This window comes from Variovorax sp. TLI9-5A (genome assembly GCF_056867935.1).
Genome location: NZ_CP200310.1, coordinates 5,421,390 through 5,438,480, shown reverse-complemented (window position 1 = coordinate 5,438,480; position 17,091 = coordinate 5,421,390). Strand labels below are relative to the sequence as shown.

Genomic DNA, 17,091 nt, shown 5'->3' with positions numbered 1-17,091 from the left:
AAATCCTTTCTTCAGCGGAAATGGCAGGCGACCAGATGGCTTCCGTTCGCGGACGACGACGGCCGCTCGCCCAGCTCGGGCGCCTTCTCCTTGCACACGGCCTGCGCCATCGGGCAGCGGGTGTGGAAGCGGCAGCCCGAAGGCGGGTTCGCCGGGCTCGGCGGATCGCCCTGCAGCAGCATGCGCCGCGCCGGCGTGCGCGGGTTGGGCACCGGCACGGCCGACAGCAGAATTTCGGTGTACGGATGCAGCGGCACCGAGAACAGCGTGTCGCGGTCGGCGATCTCCACGATGTGGCCGAGGTACATCACCGCCACCCGATGGCTGATGTGCCGAACCACCGCGAGGTCGTGTGCCACGAAGAGGTAGGCGATGCCGAATTCGGCCTGCAGGTCCATCAGCAGGTTGACCACCTGCGCCTGAACCGACACGTCGAGCGCCGACACGGGCTCGTCGCACACGATCAGCTTCGGGTTCAGCGCCAGCGCCCGCGCGATGCCCAGGCGCTGGCGCTGCCCGCCCGAGAACTCGTGCGGAAACTTCTTCGCCGCCTCCGGTCGCAGCCCCACGCGCGAGAACAGCCACTGCACGCGTTCGCGCCGCTCGGCGGCCGCGCCCATGCCGAAGTTGCGCAGCGGTTCCGCCACGATGTCTCCGGCCGTCAGGCGCGGGTTCAGCGACGCATACGGGTCCTGGAAGATGATCTGCAGGTCGCGCCGGCGCATGCGCATGTCCTCGGCCGAGAGCGACAGCAGCTCCCGGCCTTCGAGCTGCACCGAGCCCGAGGTCGGCTCGACCAGCCGCATCACCGACTTGGCCGTGGTCGTCTTGCCGCAGCCTGATTCGCCCACCAGCGATAGCGTCTCGCCGCGCGCGACCGAGAAGGAAACGCCGTCCACCGCCTGGATCGCCGGCCGGGCCGGCCGCAGCCAGCGTTTGGGCGTGGTGTAGTGCTTGCGCAGGTTGCGCACCTGCAGCAGTGGCGTTGCAGCAGCGGTCGTCATGTGGCCATCTCCTCGGCGCCGGCGTGTTGGTTCCAGTGTTCCTCGACCGCGAAGCAGGCCGCCACGTGGTCGCCGCCCTGCGCCACGAGCTTCGGCGTCTCGACCCGGCAGCGTTCGCGCGCATGGCTGCAGCGCGCGGCGAAGGCGCAGCCCCGGCCCAGCTCGTGCGCGGCCGGCACCAGCCCCGGAATCTCGGTGAGCCGCGTGCTCGCGGTGTTCATCGCGGGCATCGAGGCCATCAGCGCGCGGGTGTAGGGATGCAGCGGACGGTCGAACAGGTCGATCACGTCGGCTTCTTCCACTTTCTTGCCGGCATACATGACCACCACGCGGTCGCAGCTCTCGGCCACCACGCCAAGGTCGTGCGTGATCATCACCACGCCCATGCCCAGCTCCTTCTGCAGCCGCTTGATGAGGTCGAGGATCTGCGCCTGGATGGTCACGTCCAGCGCGGTCGTCGGCTCGTCGGCGATCAGCACCTCGGGGTTGCAGGCCAGGGCCAGCGCGATCATCACGCGCTGGCGCATGCCGCCCGAGAGCTGGTGCGGGTACTCGTTCACGCGGCGCTCGGGCTCGGGGATCTGCACCACGCGCAGCATCTCGACCGCGCGCTTCATCGCGTCGGCGCGGCTGGCCTTCTGGTGCAGCTGCACCGTCTCGGCGATCTGCCGACCCACGGTGAGCACCGGGTTCAGCGACGTCATCGGCTCCTGGAAGATCATCGAGATGCGGTTGCCGCGGATCTGCCGCATCTCGCGCTCGCTCAGCCGCATCAGATCGGTGCCGCGCAGGCGAACGGCGCCCATGTGCCGGCCCGGCGGCGTGGGCACCAGCCGCAGGATCGACAGCGCGGTGACGCTCTTGCCGCAGCCCGACTCGCCGACCACGCCGAGCGTGCGGCCAGCGCGCACCGTGTAGGAAACACCGTCGACCGACCGCACCACGCCCGCCAGCGTGTGGAAGTGCGTGCGCAGGTTGTCGACTTCGAGCAGCGGCTCGCCGGGTGCGAGCGCGGTGTGGGACATGGGGATCGTCATGGCCTGCCGTCCTTCACAGTTGCCGTGCCAGGCGCGGGTCCAGCGCGTCGCGCAGGCCGTCGCCCAGCAGGTTGATGGCCAGCACCGTGGCCGCCAGCAGCAGGCCCGGGTACAGGATGATGTGGAACGCCACCGCCACGAAGTTGCGGCCCTCGGCCATCATGTTTCCCCAGCTCGGCGTCTGCGAAGGCACGCCCACGCCGAGGAAGGACAGGGCCGCCTCCGTCAGCACGGCGGCGGCCGCAACGAAGGTGGCCTGCACGATCAGCGGCGCCACGGTGTTCGGCAGCACGTGGCGCACCAGGATCACCGGAAGGCGCGTGCCCACCGCGTGCGCGGCCTCCACGAAGAGCTGCTCGCGCAGCGTCAACGCCAGCGAGCGCACCAGCCGCACCACGCGCGGAATCTCCGGCACCGTGATGGCGATGATCACCGTAGTCAGGCTGGCGCGCGTGACCGCCATCAGCGCGATGGCCAGCAGGATGCCCGGGATGGCCATGAGCCCGTCCATCACCCGCATGATCGGCCCGTCCGCCCAGCGCACGAAGCCCGCCACCAGCCCGAGCGTGACGCCGAAGAAGGTGGCCAGCAGCGCCACCGAGGCGCCCACGATCATCGACACCCGCCCGCCCCACACGGCGCGGCTGAACACGTCGCGGCCCAGCGCGTCGGTGCCGAACCAGTGCTCGGCCGAGGGCAGCTGCATGCGCGCGAGCGGATCGATGTCCTGCGGGTCGTGCGTGGCGATCCACGGCGCGGCGATGGAAAGGGCCGCCACCGCGATCAGCAGCAGCGCGCCGACGATCAGCGTCGGGTGCTTGCGCAGCCAGCGCAAGCGCGGCGCAACGAAAGGCGCCTCGACCGGCGGCGCGACTTCAGCGGTGGCGGGCGTCGCGGGCACGTCGATGTCGCTCATGGGTAGTACGGTGGACATGGAGCGGTTTCAGTACTGGATTCGCGGATCGAACAGGCGGTAGCTCAGGTCGATCAGCAGGTTGATCAGCACGTACACGCCCGCCGACAGCAGCAGCACGCTCTGGATCACCGGGTAGTCGTGGCGCTGCACCGAGTCGATCACCAGCCGGCCCACGCCGGGAATGGCGAACACCGTCTCGGTGACCACCACGCCGCCGATCAGCAGCGCGATGCCCGCGCCCACGGTGGTGGCGATGGGAATGGCCGCGTTGCGCAGCGCATGCCCCAGCACCGGCAGTACGCCCAGGCCCTTGGCGCGGGCGGTGCGGATGTAGTCCTCGTGCAGCACCTCGAGCACGGTGGCGCGCGTCATGCGCGTCACCAGCGCGATGTAGACCAGCGCAAGGTTCACGCAGGGCAGCACCAGCGAGCGCAGCCAATCGCCCGGGCCTTCGGCGAAGCGCACGTAGCCCTGCACCGGAAACCACGGTAGCTGGATCGCGAAGCTGTAGACCAGCAGGTAGCCCACGAGGAACACCGGCACCGAGAAGGCCAGAACCGCAAACAGCATCACCAGCCGGTCGATCCAGCTGCCCGCGCGGTAGGCCGCGAGCGTGCCCAGAGGCACCGACACCACCAGCGTGATGAGCATGGTCAGCGCCGCGATCGACACCGTGGGCTCCAGGCGCTGCCCCAGCAGCTGCGTGACCGGCATCTGCGTGAAGATCGAGGTGCCCAGGTCGCCGGTGAAGAGCTTGCCGATCCACAGCCCGAACTGCTGCCACAGCGGCAGGTTCAGGCCGAGCGCGGCGCGCAGCTTCTCGATGTCTTCCGTGGTGGCGAGGTCGCCCGCGATGAGCGCGGCCGGGTCGCCCGGCGACAGGTGGATCAGCAGGAACACCACCACGGCCACCACCGCCATGACGGGCAGGGTCGCGATGAAGCGTCGAATGAGGTAGCCCATGGCGGTGCCTCCGAATCCCTATTGCCTGTCGAGCGCCCAGACCGTCGGCATGCCGGACCAGAGCTTGTCCAGCCCCTTCAGGCTGGTGCGCGCGGCGAAGGCGGCCGAGTACTGGCCCGCATTGATGTACGGCACTGCTTCATACGCACGGGCCTGGAACGCGTCGAGCAGTTCCTTGCGCTTGGCGGGCACGGTTTCCTTCAGCCACGCGGTGCGCAGCTCGTCGAGCTGCTTGTCGCAGGGCCAGCCGGGCAGGGTGTTGCCGCAGGCCGCGCTCAGGTAGGCGTTGCTGATGGGCGAGTTGGCGTCGAACTCGCCGGCCACGGTGACGTACATGTTCCAGCCGCCGGCATCGCCAGCATCGCGCTTGGCGCGGCGCGCGCCGATGGAAGCCCAGTCCATGGTCTGGGCGTCGACGTTCAGGCCGATGCTCTTCATCGTCTGCGCGGCCATCAGCGCCTCGGCGTTCAGGTAGGGCACGTCGCTGGGCACCAGCAGCACCACCTTCTCGCCCTTGTAGCCGGCGTCGGCGAGCATCTTCTTGGCCTTGGCGACGTCGGCCTTGCGGTAGGGCTCGGCGCCGGCCGCGGTGTCGTTGGGGCTGCCGCAGATGAAATAGGTGGCGCAGTAGGCCATGCGCATGTCGAGCGGGAAGCCCATGGCCGCCATGAAGCGCTCCTGGCTCACGGCCTGCAGCAGCGCCTGGCGCACCTTCGGGTTGTTGAAGGGCGGATGCAGCTGGTTCATCACCAGGAAGCCCTGGTAGGCGCCGCCGGAGCCGATCTTCACGCCCGTGTCGGTGCGCAACGGCGCGATGTAGTCGGGCGGCAGCTGCTCGATGATGTCGACTTCGCCGCGCTTGAGGGCCGCCACCGCGCTGTTGGCGTCGGGCAGGTAGAGCCACTCGACGCGCTCGAAGCTGCTCTTCTTGCTGCCGGCCAGGCCGCTGGGCGGCTCGCTGCGCGCCACGTAGTTGGGGTTGCGCACGAACACCGCCTTGTTGCCCGGCACCCATTCGTCGCGCTTGAAGATGAAGGGGCCGGAGCCCAGCACCTCGGTCAGCGGCGCGGTGGCCGGCATCTTCGCCAGCCGCTCGGGCAGCACCACCGGCGGAAAGCCCGAGGGCTTGGCCAGCGCGTCGAGAACCATGCCGAAGGGTTCGTTGAGCGTGAGCGTGAAGCTGCGCGCGTCGGCGGCCTTCCACTCGGCGCCGCTGGCCGTCATGGCGCGGCCCAGGCTGTCGCGTGCGGCCCAGCGCTGCAGCGAGGCGACCGCGTCGGCCGAGGTGACGGCGCTGCCGTCGGAGAACTTGAGGTTGGGGCGCAGCGTGAAGCTCCACTGCTTGCCGTCCTTCGAGGCGGTGTACTTCTCCACCATCTGCGGCTGCGGCTTGCCGTTCGCGTCCTGCGCGAAGAGCGTGTCGTAGACCATGTAGCCGAAGTTGCGCGAGATGTAGGCGGTGGTGAAGGTCGGGTCGAGGATCTTCAGGTCGGCATGCGCCACCACCTTCAGCGTCTTGGGCTGCGGCGTCTGGGCATGCGCGGGAAGGCTCGCCGCGAAGGCGGTGGAAAGGGCCAGGGCGGCGAGAGCGCCAAGCGTCCGTCGTTTCATCGTCGGTTCTCCGGTGAGGGCAGGCAGCAGAAAAAAGAGAAAGGAGAGAGAAGGAAAGGCTCAGGCCGCGACGCCGATCGGCCACTTGGGCAGGCGGGCCTTGCGGTAGGGCAGCGTGTTCAGGTCGAGCGTCACGGCGCCCGGCGCGCCCGCGTAGATGACGTGCTTCGCCACCTTGGAGTACGACGCGTAGAAGTGCTGCGACGACTTCACGACGATGATCTTCTTCGCCGCCAGGTCGCAGCCCAGCTGCGTGAAAAGGTCGGTGCCCATCGCCTGGTTGCGCAGCGTGATCAGCACGATCTCGATGCCGTTGGCCTCGACCAGCGCGCTGTCGCCCATCAGCGTGGGCGTGCCGGCCAGGCCGGTCATCACCAGGTCGTGCTTGAGCGCCTTCACGGTGCATTCGAGGTCGAGCGGGTCGCCCGACAGCGGGCTGATCTTGCCGCCGAGGCGCATCGGCAGCTTCGCGCCCACGCCCGCGTCGAAGGCGATGCGCACCGCGATCGGGTCCCACAGCGGGCCCAGCGCCGCATTGGTGATGCCGCGCTCGACCATGCGGCGCAGGATGAAGGTGGAGTCGCTGGCCGCGCCGCCGCCGGGGTTGTCGGCGCCGTCGGAGATCACCACTGGCCCGCCGTCGAAGGCCAGGGCCTCGTCCAGCGATGCATCGATGCCTGGGTAGTTGACGGTGAGACCGTCGCGCATGGCGATGACCTCGTCGGCGAGCTGGCGCGCCAGCAGGTCGGCCTGGGCCTTGTCGCCGTCGGTGTAGACCAGCACCTTGGTGCCCATCTCGGGCACGTCGCCCCACGAGAAGCCGTGCGTGAGCGAGATCGAGAGCACGCCGTCCTTGCCCTCGAGCGACTGCATGCGCTCGACGAAGCCGCGCGCCGGCTGGCGCGAAGTATGGACGGTGACGATCATGTCGCAGTCGACCACCGCGGGCACCGGCCGCACCTTGCCCTCGACCGTGGCGGCGCAGATGTCGACCAGCTCCAGCCCGCGCTCGAGCACGTCGGTGTGCGGGTACTCCTTGAAGGAGATCATCACGTTCGCGTTGGAGATCATCTCCGGCGTGAGGTGGTTGTGCGGGTCGAGCTCCGCGCCGATCACCACGTCGGGCCCGACGATCTGCCGCACGCGCGCCAGCAGGTCGCCCTCGCAGTCGTCGTAGCCGTCGGCCACCATCGCGCCATGCAGGCCGAGCAGCACCATGTCGACCGGCAGCACCGCGCGCAGGTCGTCGAGCAACTCGTCGCGCAGCGTCTCGTAGGCGTGGCGCGTGGTCGTGCCGCTGGGCTGCGCGCCGGCCACCATGCCTTCGAACAGCGTCCAGCCCTTGTCGGCGCCGCGCATGCGTGCGGCCCACAGCGGGCCCGAGAACAGCGTCATCGCCTCGGGGTGCTTGCCGGCGGGGAAGTAGCCGCGGTCCTTGAAGGAGGCGAGGCCCGTCGGCATCGGGCCGAAGGTGTTGGTTTCGGTGGCAAGGGAAGCACTGAAGACGCGCATGGTCGGACCTCGTGGGGTGGGTTTGTGTTTGTTGTCGGGGGCGGGGCGGCCTCAGCCCGCGGCCGCGCGCAGCCGCTGCGGGCCCAGCATTTCCGCCGTGAGCCCGAAGGAGGCGATGCGCTCCGGCAGCGGCAGCCCGCGCGCCAGCGCGGCGCAGGCCTCGCCCATGGCGGCCGATGTCTGGATGCCGTAGCCGCCCTGCGCGGCCACCCAGAAGAAGCCGGGCACGCCGGGCTCGAAGCCGCCGACGAGATCGCCGTCGGCCACGAAGGAACGCAGGCCGGCCCAGGTGCGCGTGGGGCGGCGGATGGCGAGCGTGGTCGCCTCCTCGATGCGGTGCATGGCGATGGCGATGTCCATCTCCTCGGGCTGCACGTCCTGCGGCTCGACCGGATCGGCATTGGCCGGAGAGCCGAGCAGCATGCCGGCGTCGGGCTTGATGTACCAGCCCTCGTCGGCGCCGAACACCATGGGCCAGTGCGCCACGCTCTGGCCATCGGGTGGCGCGAAGATGAACGCCGAGCGCCGGCGCGGCTCGATGCCCAGCGGCGGCACGCCGGCCATGCGCGCGATGGTGTCGACCCATGCGCCGGCGGCGTTGAGAACCACGGGCGCTTCGTAGACCGCGCCGCCGGCTTCCACTCGCCAGCGGTCGCCCACACGTTGAATGGCCGTCACGCCCGCATCGCACACCAGCTTGCCGCCCGCGCGCCGCATGCCGCGCAGATAGCCCTGGTGGATGGCATGCACGTCCATGTCGGACGCATCAGGCTCGTAGACGGCGCCTTGCACCTGCTCGGGGCGCAAGGCCGGCACCATCTCGCGCGCCTCTTCGCCGCTCAGGCGCGAGGCGCCGGTGTTCATGTCGCGCAGCACCTGCCAGTGGGCTTCGAGCTCGGCCATGTGGTCGGCGCCCGCGACCATCATCGCGCCGCGCGGCGTGAGTAGCGGGTGCTCGCTGAAGCCTTCGGGCGGATGTTCGAGGAAGGCGCGGCTCGCCATGGTGAGGGCGCGCACCTGCGCGGTGCCGTAGCTTTCCATGAAGAGGGCGGCGGATCGGCCGGTGGAGTGGTAGCCCGGCTGCGATTCGCGTTCGAGAAGGATCACGCGGGCGTGCGGCGCGAGCCAATGGGCCACCGAGGCCCCGGCGATGCCGCCGCCGATCACGAGGAAGTCAGCCACGACGGGCTCTGCAGTGCTGGAAGTCATCGGCGAAAAGTGTAGGAAGAAATTTGCGGATACGCAAATTGATTCAGAGGTGCCAAGGGGAAACCATGATGCACCGTGCTGGTGAAATTTGCGTTCACGCAATTTGCGTATACGCAACTTCCGCGCCTGAGTCACGCGGGTCGGCATGGATGGCGCGCGCCCCGGCTGGCAGAATCTCCGGCACCACAAGAGAAAGCCAAGCGTGAATCCACACACAGGGACCAAGACGGGCACGAAGCCCAGGGACGAGCCGCCCACGCTGGACCGCGCCACCTTCGGCAACCGCCTGCGCACCGCGCGCAAGCGCTTCGGCTGGACGCTGGCGCAGCTGGCCGAGCGCTCGGGCGTGTCGATCACCACCATCTCGCGCGCCGAGCGCGGCCAGCTCGCGCTGGGCTACGAGAACTTCACGGCGCTGGGCCGCGCGCTGGACATGGACATGAACGCCATGTTCGCGGGCGCCGGCGTCAAGCCCGCGCAGCTCGACGGGCCGGTGGTCACGCGCGCGGGCAAGGGCGTGGTCTACAAGGGGCTTTCCATCGCCTACGAGTTCCTCGGCACCACCGCGGCGGGCAAGCAGATGAGCCCCATCGTCGGCACGGTGCATGCGCGCAGGATCCACGGCCCGGAAGACTTCGTGCGGCACGGCGGCGAGGAGTTCGCCTATGTGCTGTCGGGCGAGATCGAGGTGCACTTCGACAACGGCGAGGTGGTGCACATGGCCAAGGGCGATTCGCTGTACTTCGACAGCCGCCTGGGCCACGCCTACATCAGCGTGAGCCGCCAGCTTGCGCGCATCGTGGGCATGACCATCGGCGAGAGCGGGCACATGCAGTCGGCGCGCGAGGCGCCTGCGCTGAAGCCTGCACGCAAGCCGGCTGCCGTCGCGAAGAAGGTTGGGCGCGGCGGCAAGGTTTGACTGGCGGCGGCAAGCGATCCGCTTGGCGCCCTTCAGCTGTCTTCTGCGCGACAGGGCCGGGCGGGCATGTCGATGGCGCTGGCTTCGAGGTTCTTGCCGCCGACAGCCGCGCCCATAGGGGAAAGGGCAGTGAAGCGGGCCTTCATCGCAGCCCGCAGGCGATGAGCGGGTTGGGTTTTCCGGAGTGCGCCGCGCCGCTATGCTGGCGCCCGCGAATCACTACATGAAAAGAGAACCCTCATGACCATGCGCCTGCGCTCCTTGTCCTCGTCCGTTCTTCCCCTGCGTTGCGTTGCACTGGCCTGCGGCCTCGTGCTCGGCGCCGCTGCCGCCCATGCCGCGCCCGACGCGAAGCTGCTCGCCGCCGCCGAGAAGGCACAGCCCGCGGTGATCGACAACCTCAAGGAGATGGTGTTGATCGAATCGGGCAGCCTCAATGTCGATGGCCTGCTCAAGATGGCCGACGTGGTGGAAGGGCGCCTGAAGGCGGCCGGCTTCAAGACCGAACGCCGCAAGGCGACGGCCGGCGCGGGCGCCGACATCGTGATCGGCACGCTCAAGGGCACGGGCAAGCGCAAGATCATGCTGCAGGGCCACATGGACACGGTGTACGCGCCGGGCATCCTCGGCAGCCAGCCCTACAAAGTCGACGGCAACCGCATCTACGGTCCCGGCATCGCCGACGACAAGGGCGGCCTCGCGGTCATGCTGGCTTCGCTGAAGATCCTGGCCGACGCCGGCTGGCGCGACTACGACACGCTGACCGTGCTGATGAACCCCGACGAGGAGGTGGGCTCGCTCGGCTCCGGCGAGCTGATCGCGACCACGGCCGACCAGCACGACACGGTGTTGTCCTTCGAGCCGACGGCGGCGAAGTCGGTGGTCAAGGGCGAGTCGCTGCTGCTCGGCGCGGCCGGCATCGCCACCGCCACGCTCGAGGTGAAGGGCCGCGCGTCGCACGCGGGCGCCGCGCCAGAGCTGGGTCGCAATGCGCTGTACGAGCTCTCGTACCAGATGCTGCAGACCAAGGACCTCGCCAAGGACATTCCTGGCGCCACGCTCAACTGGACCGTGGCGCGCGCCACCGGGCCGCTCAACCAGATCACCGAGAAGGCGCAGGCGCAGGGCGACATCCGCATCACGCAGCCCGGCGCCGAGAAGAAGCTTGCCGAGGCGCTGCAGGCGAAGATCGCGTCGGGCAAGCTGATTCCCGACACCGAGGCCACGGTGAAGGTGGAAGTGGGCCGCCCGGCCTTCATCGCGGGCGACAAGGGCCGCGCGCTGGCCGAGAAGGCGCAGGCCATCTACAAGGAAATCGACCGCGAGCTCGTGTTGACGCCCATGACCGGCGGCGGCACCGACGCGGGCTACGCTGGCCGCTCGGGCAAGGCCACGGTGGTGGAGAGCTTCGGCCTCGCGGGCTTCGGCTACCACGCGCGAGACGAGTACATCGAAGTCGACTCGATCGTGCCGCGCATCTATCTCGTGACGCGGCTGCTGACCGAGATCGGCAAGAACTGAGGGTGAGGGAAAGCGCCGCCGGCACGCGGCGGCGCGGGCGCGCTACTGCGGCCGGTCGGGTTCGCCGGGGCGGCGTGGCTGGTGCTGCCGCGCGGCGGCCGCCGCTGCAGCCATGCGCTGCTGTTGCTGTTGCTGTTGCTGTTGCTGTTGGGCCTGTTGTTGCTGCTGCTGCGCCTGTTGCTGTGCGCGGGCTTGCTGTTGTTGCATCTGCTGCTGACGCTGCTGTTGCATGGCCTGCAGTTGTTGTTGCTGCTGTTGCTGCATGCGCGCGGCCTGTTGCTGCTGAGCCTGCTGCTGGGCCTGTTGCTGACGGTGCATCTGCTCCTGCTGCGCCATCTGCTGTTGGCGGGCCTGGTTCTGAGCCTGCTGTTGCTGCATTGCCTGCTGGCGCTGGACCTGCTCCTGTTGCCGCTGCGCCTGCTGCTGCGCGCGTGCTTGCTGATCGGCCTGCTGCTGGCGGCGCATCTGTTCCTGCTGGTTCTGCTGGCTGCGTGATTGTTCCAGCTGGGCCTGCTGCTGGCGCCGTTGCTCCTGTGCGGCCTGCTGTTGCTGGCGCTGCTGCGCGAGCTGTGCCTGTTGCTGGGCTTGTTGTTGCTGTTGAGGCTGGATCAGGCCGCGAGCCTGACGTGCCTGTTGCTCGCGCGCCTGCTGCTGCTGCTGGGCTTGCTGTTGAGCCTGTTGTTGGCGCCGCATCTGCTCCTGCTGCGCCGTCTGTTGTTGCTGCTGCTGGCGGGCCTGGTTCTGGGCCTGCTGTTGCTGCATGACCTGCTGGCGCTGCACCTGCTCCTGTTGCCGCTGCTGGGCTTGCTGTTGAGCGCGTGCCTGTTGCTGTTGCTGCTGTTGCGCGAGCGCGGCCTGCTGCTGAAGGCGTTGCTGTTGCTGCTGTTGCTGCTGTTGTTGCGCCTGTTGTTGGGCGAAGAGGGCCCGCTGCTGTTGTTGCTGCTGTTGCTGCAACTGCTGCGCGGCGGCCGGGCCCGCCGCGAAGTTGGGCGGCGCTCCCGGCGGCAGCACGCCGCGCGGTCCCGCATTGTTGTTGTAGACGTTGACGTTGCGCACGTTGTTGACCACCGTGGTCGAGCGCGAGATGTAGGTGCTGTTGTTGTAGACCACGGCGGGCCGCGCGAAGGCCGGCTGCGGGGCGGGGCCCCGGTCGCGCCAGCGCGGTGCGCCCCAGTTCATGTTCCACGAATGCCAGCCCCAGTCGTGGCGCTCGAGCGCGGCGCCCACGATCACGCCCGCGCCGAAGGCGAGCGCACCAGCGGCCAGCACTTGGCCGCCGCTGTAGCCCGGCGACGACACCACCTGGACTGGCGGTGCGTAGGCATAGCCCGGATACACCGGCTGTGGCTCGCCGTAGATCACCTGCGGATCGTAGGCGGGCACGTACACCACGTCGGGCTGCACGGGCTCGATGGTGATGAACTCCTGCGGCGCCTCGATCACGGCCGGGCCGGCGTACACGGGCTGCACGTCGGGCGCGGGTGCGTAGTTCGGCGGCGGCGCGGCGGTGACCACGCGCATCTTGTCGTTGTTCTTGAGGCGGCCGGCCTTCGCGGCGCGCTGGCGCATGACCTGGATCGCGTTCATCACGTCGGCCGGGTCGTTGTAGTAGGCCTGCCCCAGCGCCTGGGTCCACGGGATGTTGCCGGCCATCTGGTCGATGACGGGGCGGAATGCGGTGAGCGACTTCACACTCGGGTCCCAGGGCTGCTGGTTGGCCGCGTCGGCCAGCGGACCGGCCTTGAGGTTGCGGTTCTGCGCGAGCCATTCGTGCGCCGCGGTGATCTGGTCGGGATAGGTGGCGCCGGCAAGAATCTGCGCGACCAGCTTGTCGGGGTACAGCGCGATGGGCGCGACCATCTGGTAGAGCTGCTCGGCGCTGGGCGGCGTGTAGGAGGCCTGCACGGGAGCGGCGGCTGGAGGCTGCTGCTGCGTCTGCGGTACCGACGGCGGCGGGATGGAGCCCGCCGGGTCCTGCGTCGAAGCGAGAGGGGCGGGGGTATTGGTGGGAGCCTTGTCGCAGCCTGCGAGGACGAGGGCACCGATGCACAGCGAGATCGTCAACAGCCGCGGGGCGGTAGAGAAGTTTTTTGTCATCTGGATTTCCATGAAGACGCCCGGGGGCATACCCGGACTTCTTCAACGGAACTCGGCATCAAGCGATGACAGAGCTTGCGCCGCGGATGCAACGGTCTGTGTCGGTTCCGTGCCGTCAAGCCTGTCGGCGCAGAACCACACGGCGCGGAGGCCGCGGCCTTCTACTTCGAGCCGCCGGTGTACTTGGTGACGGTGGCCGCGCTCACGTGGTAGCCGCTCACGCCCATCATCGAGTCGTTGCGCAGCGTCTGCAGCTTGCCGGTGACCCACACGGTGTCCATCGCGCGGAACTTGGCGCCCTTCTGCGGCACCACGTGCAGGATCTGGTTGGCCGGCGGCGGCGGCGTGTGGATGCAGGCGCCGAAGTAGGGCACCAGCAGGAACTCGGTGACCTCGCCCTTGGCTTCTTCCAGCGGCACGATGAAGCCCGGGATCTTGATCTCGGTGCCGTTCATCGCGGGGTTGGTCGGTGCGTTGTTCGACACCTCCTGCATCTTCATGAGCAGCTCGTTGGCGCGCGGGTCGCCGTCGTCGAGCGCGCTCAGGTCCATGCCCTTGAACTCCTTGGCCGGGTCCCAGTCCTTGGGCACCAGCTCTTCCCAGGTGATCTGGCGCGGCTGGCCCGGCGTGGCCTTGGCGGCTGCCGGTGCCGCCGCCTTGCCGCCAAGCGGGTTGGTGGCGGTGGTGTCCTTGGGCGCGGGCTCCGCGGCCCATGCGGCGGCGGCAAGGCCGGCACCGGCGATCAGCATTGAAAGCCGCATGAAAGCTTTGCTCGTGGAGGTCGCGTGTGTGAAGGGCATGGTTCAAATCCTCGGCGAGAGGCCGTCTGCAAGGGAGAGTCGATAGGCGCGAATGCCGGGCAGGAGGCTTGCCAGCCATCCGGCGACCAGCAGGCTTGCCATCAGCAGCCATTCGTTCAGTGTAGGTTCTGAGAGGCTCAGTGTCAGCCCGAACTGCGACTGCAGCCATGGCGAGAGCAGGGCGATGCCCAGTACCGCCATCACAAGGCCGAAGGCCACGCCCAGCACGGTGACCATCGCGCCTTCGAGCGCGAGCAGCGCCAGCACATGGCGCAGGCCTGCACCCACGGCACGCAGCACCGCGAGCTCGCGGCGGCGTTCGTTGAGCCCCGCCATCACCACCGACACCAGCCCCGCGAGGCTCACGAGCGCCACCAGCGCCGACATCAGCAGCAGCGCGTTCTCGCCGACGCCGATCACGCTCCAGAGTTCGTCGAGCGCCACGCCGGGCAGGATGGCCATCAGCGGCTCGCCGGTGTAGGTCGAGATCCAGCGCTGCACGCCGAACACGGCCGCACGGTTCTTCAGGCCTACCAGCACGGCCGTCACGTTCTTGGGCGTGAGGTCGAACTTGCGCACCTGCTCGGGCGAGATGTGCACGCCCGGCATCGGCGCGCCGCCCACCCATTCGAGGTGGATCGCTTCCATGGCCGCGAGGCCGATGTGCACCGTGCGGTCGACCGGCGTGCCGGTGCGCGCGAGCACCCCGACCACGGTGAAGGGCTTGTCCGCATGCTCTGCCACGTTGAGCTCGCCGCTGCCGTGCGCGAGCGTGATCTTCTGGCCCACGTGGTAGCCGAGCTTGTCGGCCACCTCGGCGCCCACCACCGCGTCGAACAGCTCGCTGAAGGGCTTGCCCTCACGCAGCTTCAGCGTCTGCCTGTCGCCGTAGCGAAAGTGCGTGAAGTAGTCGGTGGAGGTGGCCAGCACCGCGAAGCCGCGATGCGAATCGCCCAGCGACAGCGGCACCACCCAGTCGACGCCAGGATGCGCCGCGAGCGCCTGCACGCTCTTCCACGAGATGTTGTTGGTGGCCGCGCCGATGCGGAACACCGAGTACAGCAGCAGCTGCGTGGAGCCGGTGCGCGCGCCAACGATCAGGTCGGTGCCCGAGACGGAGGATGCGAAGTTCTCGCGCAGCTCGGTGCGGATGCGTTCCACGCCCAGCAGCAGGAATGTGGAGAGCGCGATGGAGAACACGGTCAGCGCGAGCGTGAAGCGCCGGTTCCATGCGCTGCGCCATGCAATGGAGAAAAGTGCCTTCATGCGTCCACCGCCATCGCGCTGGTGGCGGCGCGGTTGATCTCGGGCAGCAGCACATGCCGCGCGAAGCGTTGTGCGATGCGCTGGTCGTGGCTCACGAACACGAGCGCGCTGTGATGCTCGGCGCAGGCCGTCAGCAGCACGTCGAGGAAAGCTTCGCGCCGGTCCTCGTCGAGAGCGGAAGTGGGTTCGTCGGCGATCACTACCTCGGGCTGGCCGATGAGCGCGCGCGCGGCGGCCACGCGCTGCTGCTGGCCCACGGAGAGCTGCAGCGCCTGGCGCTTCCACAGGTTGCGGTCCAGGCCCATCTGGTCGAGCAGGTGCTCGGCCTCGCCGCGCGAGCTGCCGCTGCGCGATGCATTGGTCTCGCGTCGCTGCGAGAAGCGGCAGGGCAGCAGCACGTTGTCGATCACGCTCAGGTACGGCAGAAGATTGAACTGCTGGAAGATGTAGCCCACGTGCGCCACGCGGCTGCGGTCGCGCTGGGTGCCCGAGAGCTTCGACCAGTCGTGGCCCAGCAGCGTGACGCGGCCTTCGTCGGCCACCAGCACGCCGGCCAGCAGCGAGAGCAGCGTGCTCTTGCCGCAGCCGCTGGGCCCATGCAGGAACACCGATTCGCCGGCCGTGATGCGAAAGGCCTCGATGTCGATGCAGGGCGCCTTGCCGCTGGGCCATGTGAAGCGCAGCGCCTCGGCCGCGAGCACGACGCGCAGGGCCGAGGAGGCCTCCGCCTGGGGATGGGCGCTCACGGCGTCACTTGCCCCAGCTCAGGCGTGCGGGCTGTGCCGCCTGCGCGCCGGCGGGGCGCTTGAGCTGGCGCTTGAACTGGCCCTGCGCGGTGGCGATCTGCGAGTCGATCTGGCGCAGGCCCTTGAACGCACCGAACAGGTTCAGGTCGATGAACTTCGCGGCGGCCGCGTTGGTGCAGTTGAAGGAGAAGGTGGCGTCGAGGTCGGCATGGCCGACGGGCTCGTTGGGGTCGGGGTTGCCGAGGCCCAGCGCGCCGGAGCGCAGGTCGACCGGGCCCAGCTTGCAGTTGGCGGCGGGGTCGACGATGAAGAGCTTGTCGGCCGCGCGCAGCTGGGCGACGGCGTCTTCGACGATCTTCTTCTCGGCGTCGGTCTTGGGTGCGCGCTCGAAGCCCACGATGTTGTCAAGCGGGGATTCCATGTCGATCACCACCGTGGGGCCGTCGACCGCCACGTCGAGCTTGAGCTGGCCGTGCACGTGGGCGTGCTGCTGCTGCGCCTGGGCGGAGAGGAACGGGGCTGCCGCGAAAAGAGCAGCTGCGATGGCGAGACCGGTGGTGCGTCGGAGTCGGATGTGTTTCATGGTTCAGCGCCTTGCCGGGTCGGCAGCCCCGGCGTGTTGCTCCATTCGCTCCAGCTGCCGGCATAGAGCGCGGTCGTCCCGAATCCCGCGATCTGCATGGCGAGCAGGTTGGGCACGGCGCTCACGCCGCTGCCGCACTGGTGGACGACGGTCGCCGCATCGCGTCCCGCGAGCAGTGCTTCGAACTCGGCACGCAATTGCGATGCCGGCTTGAACTTGCCGTCGGGGCCGAGGTTGTCGGCGAAAGGCCGGTTGAGGGCCCCGGGGATGTGACCGGCGATCGGGTCCAGAGGTTCCACCTCGCCGCGGTAACGTGCACCGGCGCGTGCGTCGATCAGGTTCTGGTCAGGCTGGCCGAGCCGGCGCAGCACTGTTTCAGTGGTCACGAGCTTCGCGATGGGCTCGCCCGGCACGAAGTTCGACTGGAAGCGCGCGGGCTCCTCGCGGCCGGTGACCTCGCCGCCAGCGGCCTGCCAGGCCTGCAATCCGCCGTCGAGCACGGCCACGGCATCGTGGCCCATCCACTTGAGCATCCACCACAGGCGGCCGCAGTAGTTGGCGCCGTTGCGGTCGTACACCACGGCCTGCATGTCGTTGGCGAAGCCGATGCTGGAGAGCCACGCGGCAAACTTCTCGCGGCTGGGCAGCGGGTGGCGTCCGCCCGAGGCGGGCACGCCGTCTTCCTGCGCCACGACCACCTCGCCGTGCGCGCCAGGGGCACCGTGCTTCGCGCTGAGGTCGGTGTCGAGGTTGGCGTAGAGCGCGCCCGGGATGTGGGCGCCGGCGTAAAGCTGCGCGCCGGCTTCCGGCTTCATGAGGTCGAAGCTGCAGTCGAACACCATGAAGGGCTGGCTGCCGGCCTGCAGCCGCTGGAGCTGTTCGACGGAGATGAGGGTGGTGTACATGG

General features: G+C 69.0%; 15 protein-coding genes. 2 read left to right on the top strand and 13 right to left on the bottom strand.

Translation table 11 applies throughout. From position 1 onward, the window contains the following. Positions 1–11 precede the first annotated feature (11 nt). From AC1VNX_RS25880 to AC1VNX_RS25850, 7 genes are read right to left on the bottom strand one after another with little or no spacing between them, the layout of a single operon-like run. Positions 12–1,004, bottom strand: coding sequence for an ABC transporter ATP-binding protein (locus AC1VNX_RS25880; RefSeq protein ID WP_483160473.1), 993 nt, complete (start codon positions 1,002–1,004; stop codon positions 12–14). After that, complete coding sequence (locus AC1VNX_RS25875) at positions 1,001–2,041, bottom strand: ABC transporter ATP-binding protein (protein WP_483160472.1); 1,041 nt, start codon at positions 2,039–2,041, stop codon at positions 1,001–1,003. Before AC1VNX_RS25875 ends, AC1VNX_RS25880 begins: the two co-directional genes overlap by 4 nt. A 13-nt stretch (positions 2,042–2,054) precedes the next feature. Beyond that, positions 2,055–2,975 (bottom strand): ABC transporter permease, encoded by a 921-nt coding sequence (locus tag AC1VNX_RS25870; protein ID WP_483160471.1) that lies wholly within the window; start codon positions 2,973–2,975, stop codon positions 2,055–2,057. 9 nt (positions 2,976–2,984) lie between these two features. Then, entirely contained in the window at positions 2,985–3,920 is a 936-nt protein-coding gene (locus tag AC1VNX_RS25865; protein ID WP_483160470.1) for an ABC transporter permease, read from the bottom strand. Positions 3,921–3,938: 18 nt separating this feature from the next. Further along, positions 3,939–5,531 carry an ABC transporter substrate-binding protein gene (locus AC1VNX_RS25860; RefSeq protein WP_483160469.1) on the bottom strand — a complete coding sequence of 531 codons (1,593 nt, stop codon included), beginning with the start codon at positions 5,529–5,531 and terminating at the stop codon, positions 3,939–3,941. 60 nt (positions 5,532–5,591) lie between these two features. Continuing rightward, on the bottom strand, positions 5,592–7,043 hold the full coding sequence (locus tag AC1VNX_RS25855) for a M81 family metallopeptidase (RefSeq protein WP_483160468.1): 1,452 nt from the start codon (positions 7,041–7,043) through the stop codon (positions 5,592–5,594). A gap of 51 nt (positions 7,044–7,094) precedes the next feature. Continuing rightward, positions 7,095–8,252: an NAD(P)/FAD-dependent oxidoreductase gene (locus AC1VNX_RS25850; protein WP_483160467.1), complete on the bottom strand. Its 1,158-nt coding sequence runs from the start codon at positions 8,250–8,252 to the stop codon at positions 7,095–7,097. A gap of 202 nt (positions 8,253–8,454) precedes the next feature. Here AC1VNX_RS25850 and AC1VNX_RS25845 point away from each other — a divergent pair, with 202 nt between their 5' ends. Both AC1VNX_RS25845 and AC1VNX_RS25840 read left to right on the top strand, forming a co-directional pair. Next, the gene (locus AC1VNX_RS25845; RefSeq protein ID WP_483160466.1) at positions 8,455–9,171 is read left to right on the top strand and encodes a helix-turn-helix domain-containing protein; all 717 of its coding nucleotides are present in this window, start codon (positions 8,455–8,457) and stop codon (positions 9,169–9,171) included. A 240-nt stretch (positions 9,172–9,411) separates the two neighbouring features. Further along, positions 9,412–10,692, top strand: coding sequence for a M20/M25/M40 family metallo-hydrolase (locus tag AC1VNX_RS25840; protein ID WP_483160465.1), 1,281 nt, complete (start codon positions 9,412–9,414; stop codon positions 10,690–10,692). 42 nt (positions 10,693–10,734) lie between these two features. On the opposite strand, the gene AC1VNX_RS25835 is transcribed toward AC1VNX_RS25840, so the two are convergent. The 6 genes from AC1VNX_RS25835 to AC1VNX_RS25810 form a co-directional block, all read right to left on the bottom strand. Continuing rightward, entirely contained in the window at positions 10,735–12,789 is a 2,055-nt protein-coding gene (locus AC1VNX_RS25835; RefSeq protein WP_483160464.1) for a DUF3300 domain-containing protein, read from the bottom strand. A gap of 161 nt (positions 12,790–12,950) precedes the next feature. Further along, positions 12,951–13,589, bottom strand: coding sequence for a DUF3299 domain-containing protein (locus AC1VNX_RS25830; protein ID WP_483160463.1), 639 nt, complete (start codon positions 13,587–13,589; stop codon positions 12,951–12,953). A gap of 3 nt (positions 13,590–13,592) precedes the next feature. Further along, on the bottom strand, positions 13,593–14,855 hold the full coding sequence (locus AC1VNX_RS25825; protein ID WP_483160462.1) for an ABC transporter permease: 1,263 nt from the start codon (positions 14,853–14,855) through the stop codon (positions 13,593–13,595). Then, positions 14,852–15,601, bottom strand: a complete 750-nt coding sequence (locus AC1VNX_RS25820) for an ABC transporter ATP-binding protein (RefSeq protein ID WP_483160461.1) — start codon at positions 15,599–15,601, stop codon at positions 14,852–14,854. The genes AC1VNX_RS25825 and AC1VNX_RS25820 overlap by 4 nt, the downstream gene beginning before the upstream one ends. A 4-nt stretch (positions 15,602–15,605) precedes the next feature. Then, the gene (locus tag AC1VNX_RS25815) at positions 15,606–16,184 is read right to left on the bottom strand and encodes a DUF2796 domain-containing protein (RefSeq protein ID WP_483160460.1); all 579 of its coding nucleotides are present in this window, start codon (positions 16,182–16,184) and stop codon (positions 15,606–15,608) included. Beyond that, positions 16,181–17,089, bottom strand: coding sequence for a sulfurtransferase (locus AC1VNX_RS25810; RefSeq protein ID WP_483160459.1), 909 nt, complete (start codon positions 17,087–17,089; stop codon positions 16,181–16,183). Before AC1VNX_RS25810 ends, AC1VNX_RS25815 begins: the two co-directional genes overlap by 4 nt. Between the last annotated feature and the right edge of the window lie 2 nt (positions 17,090–17,091).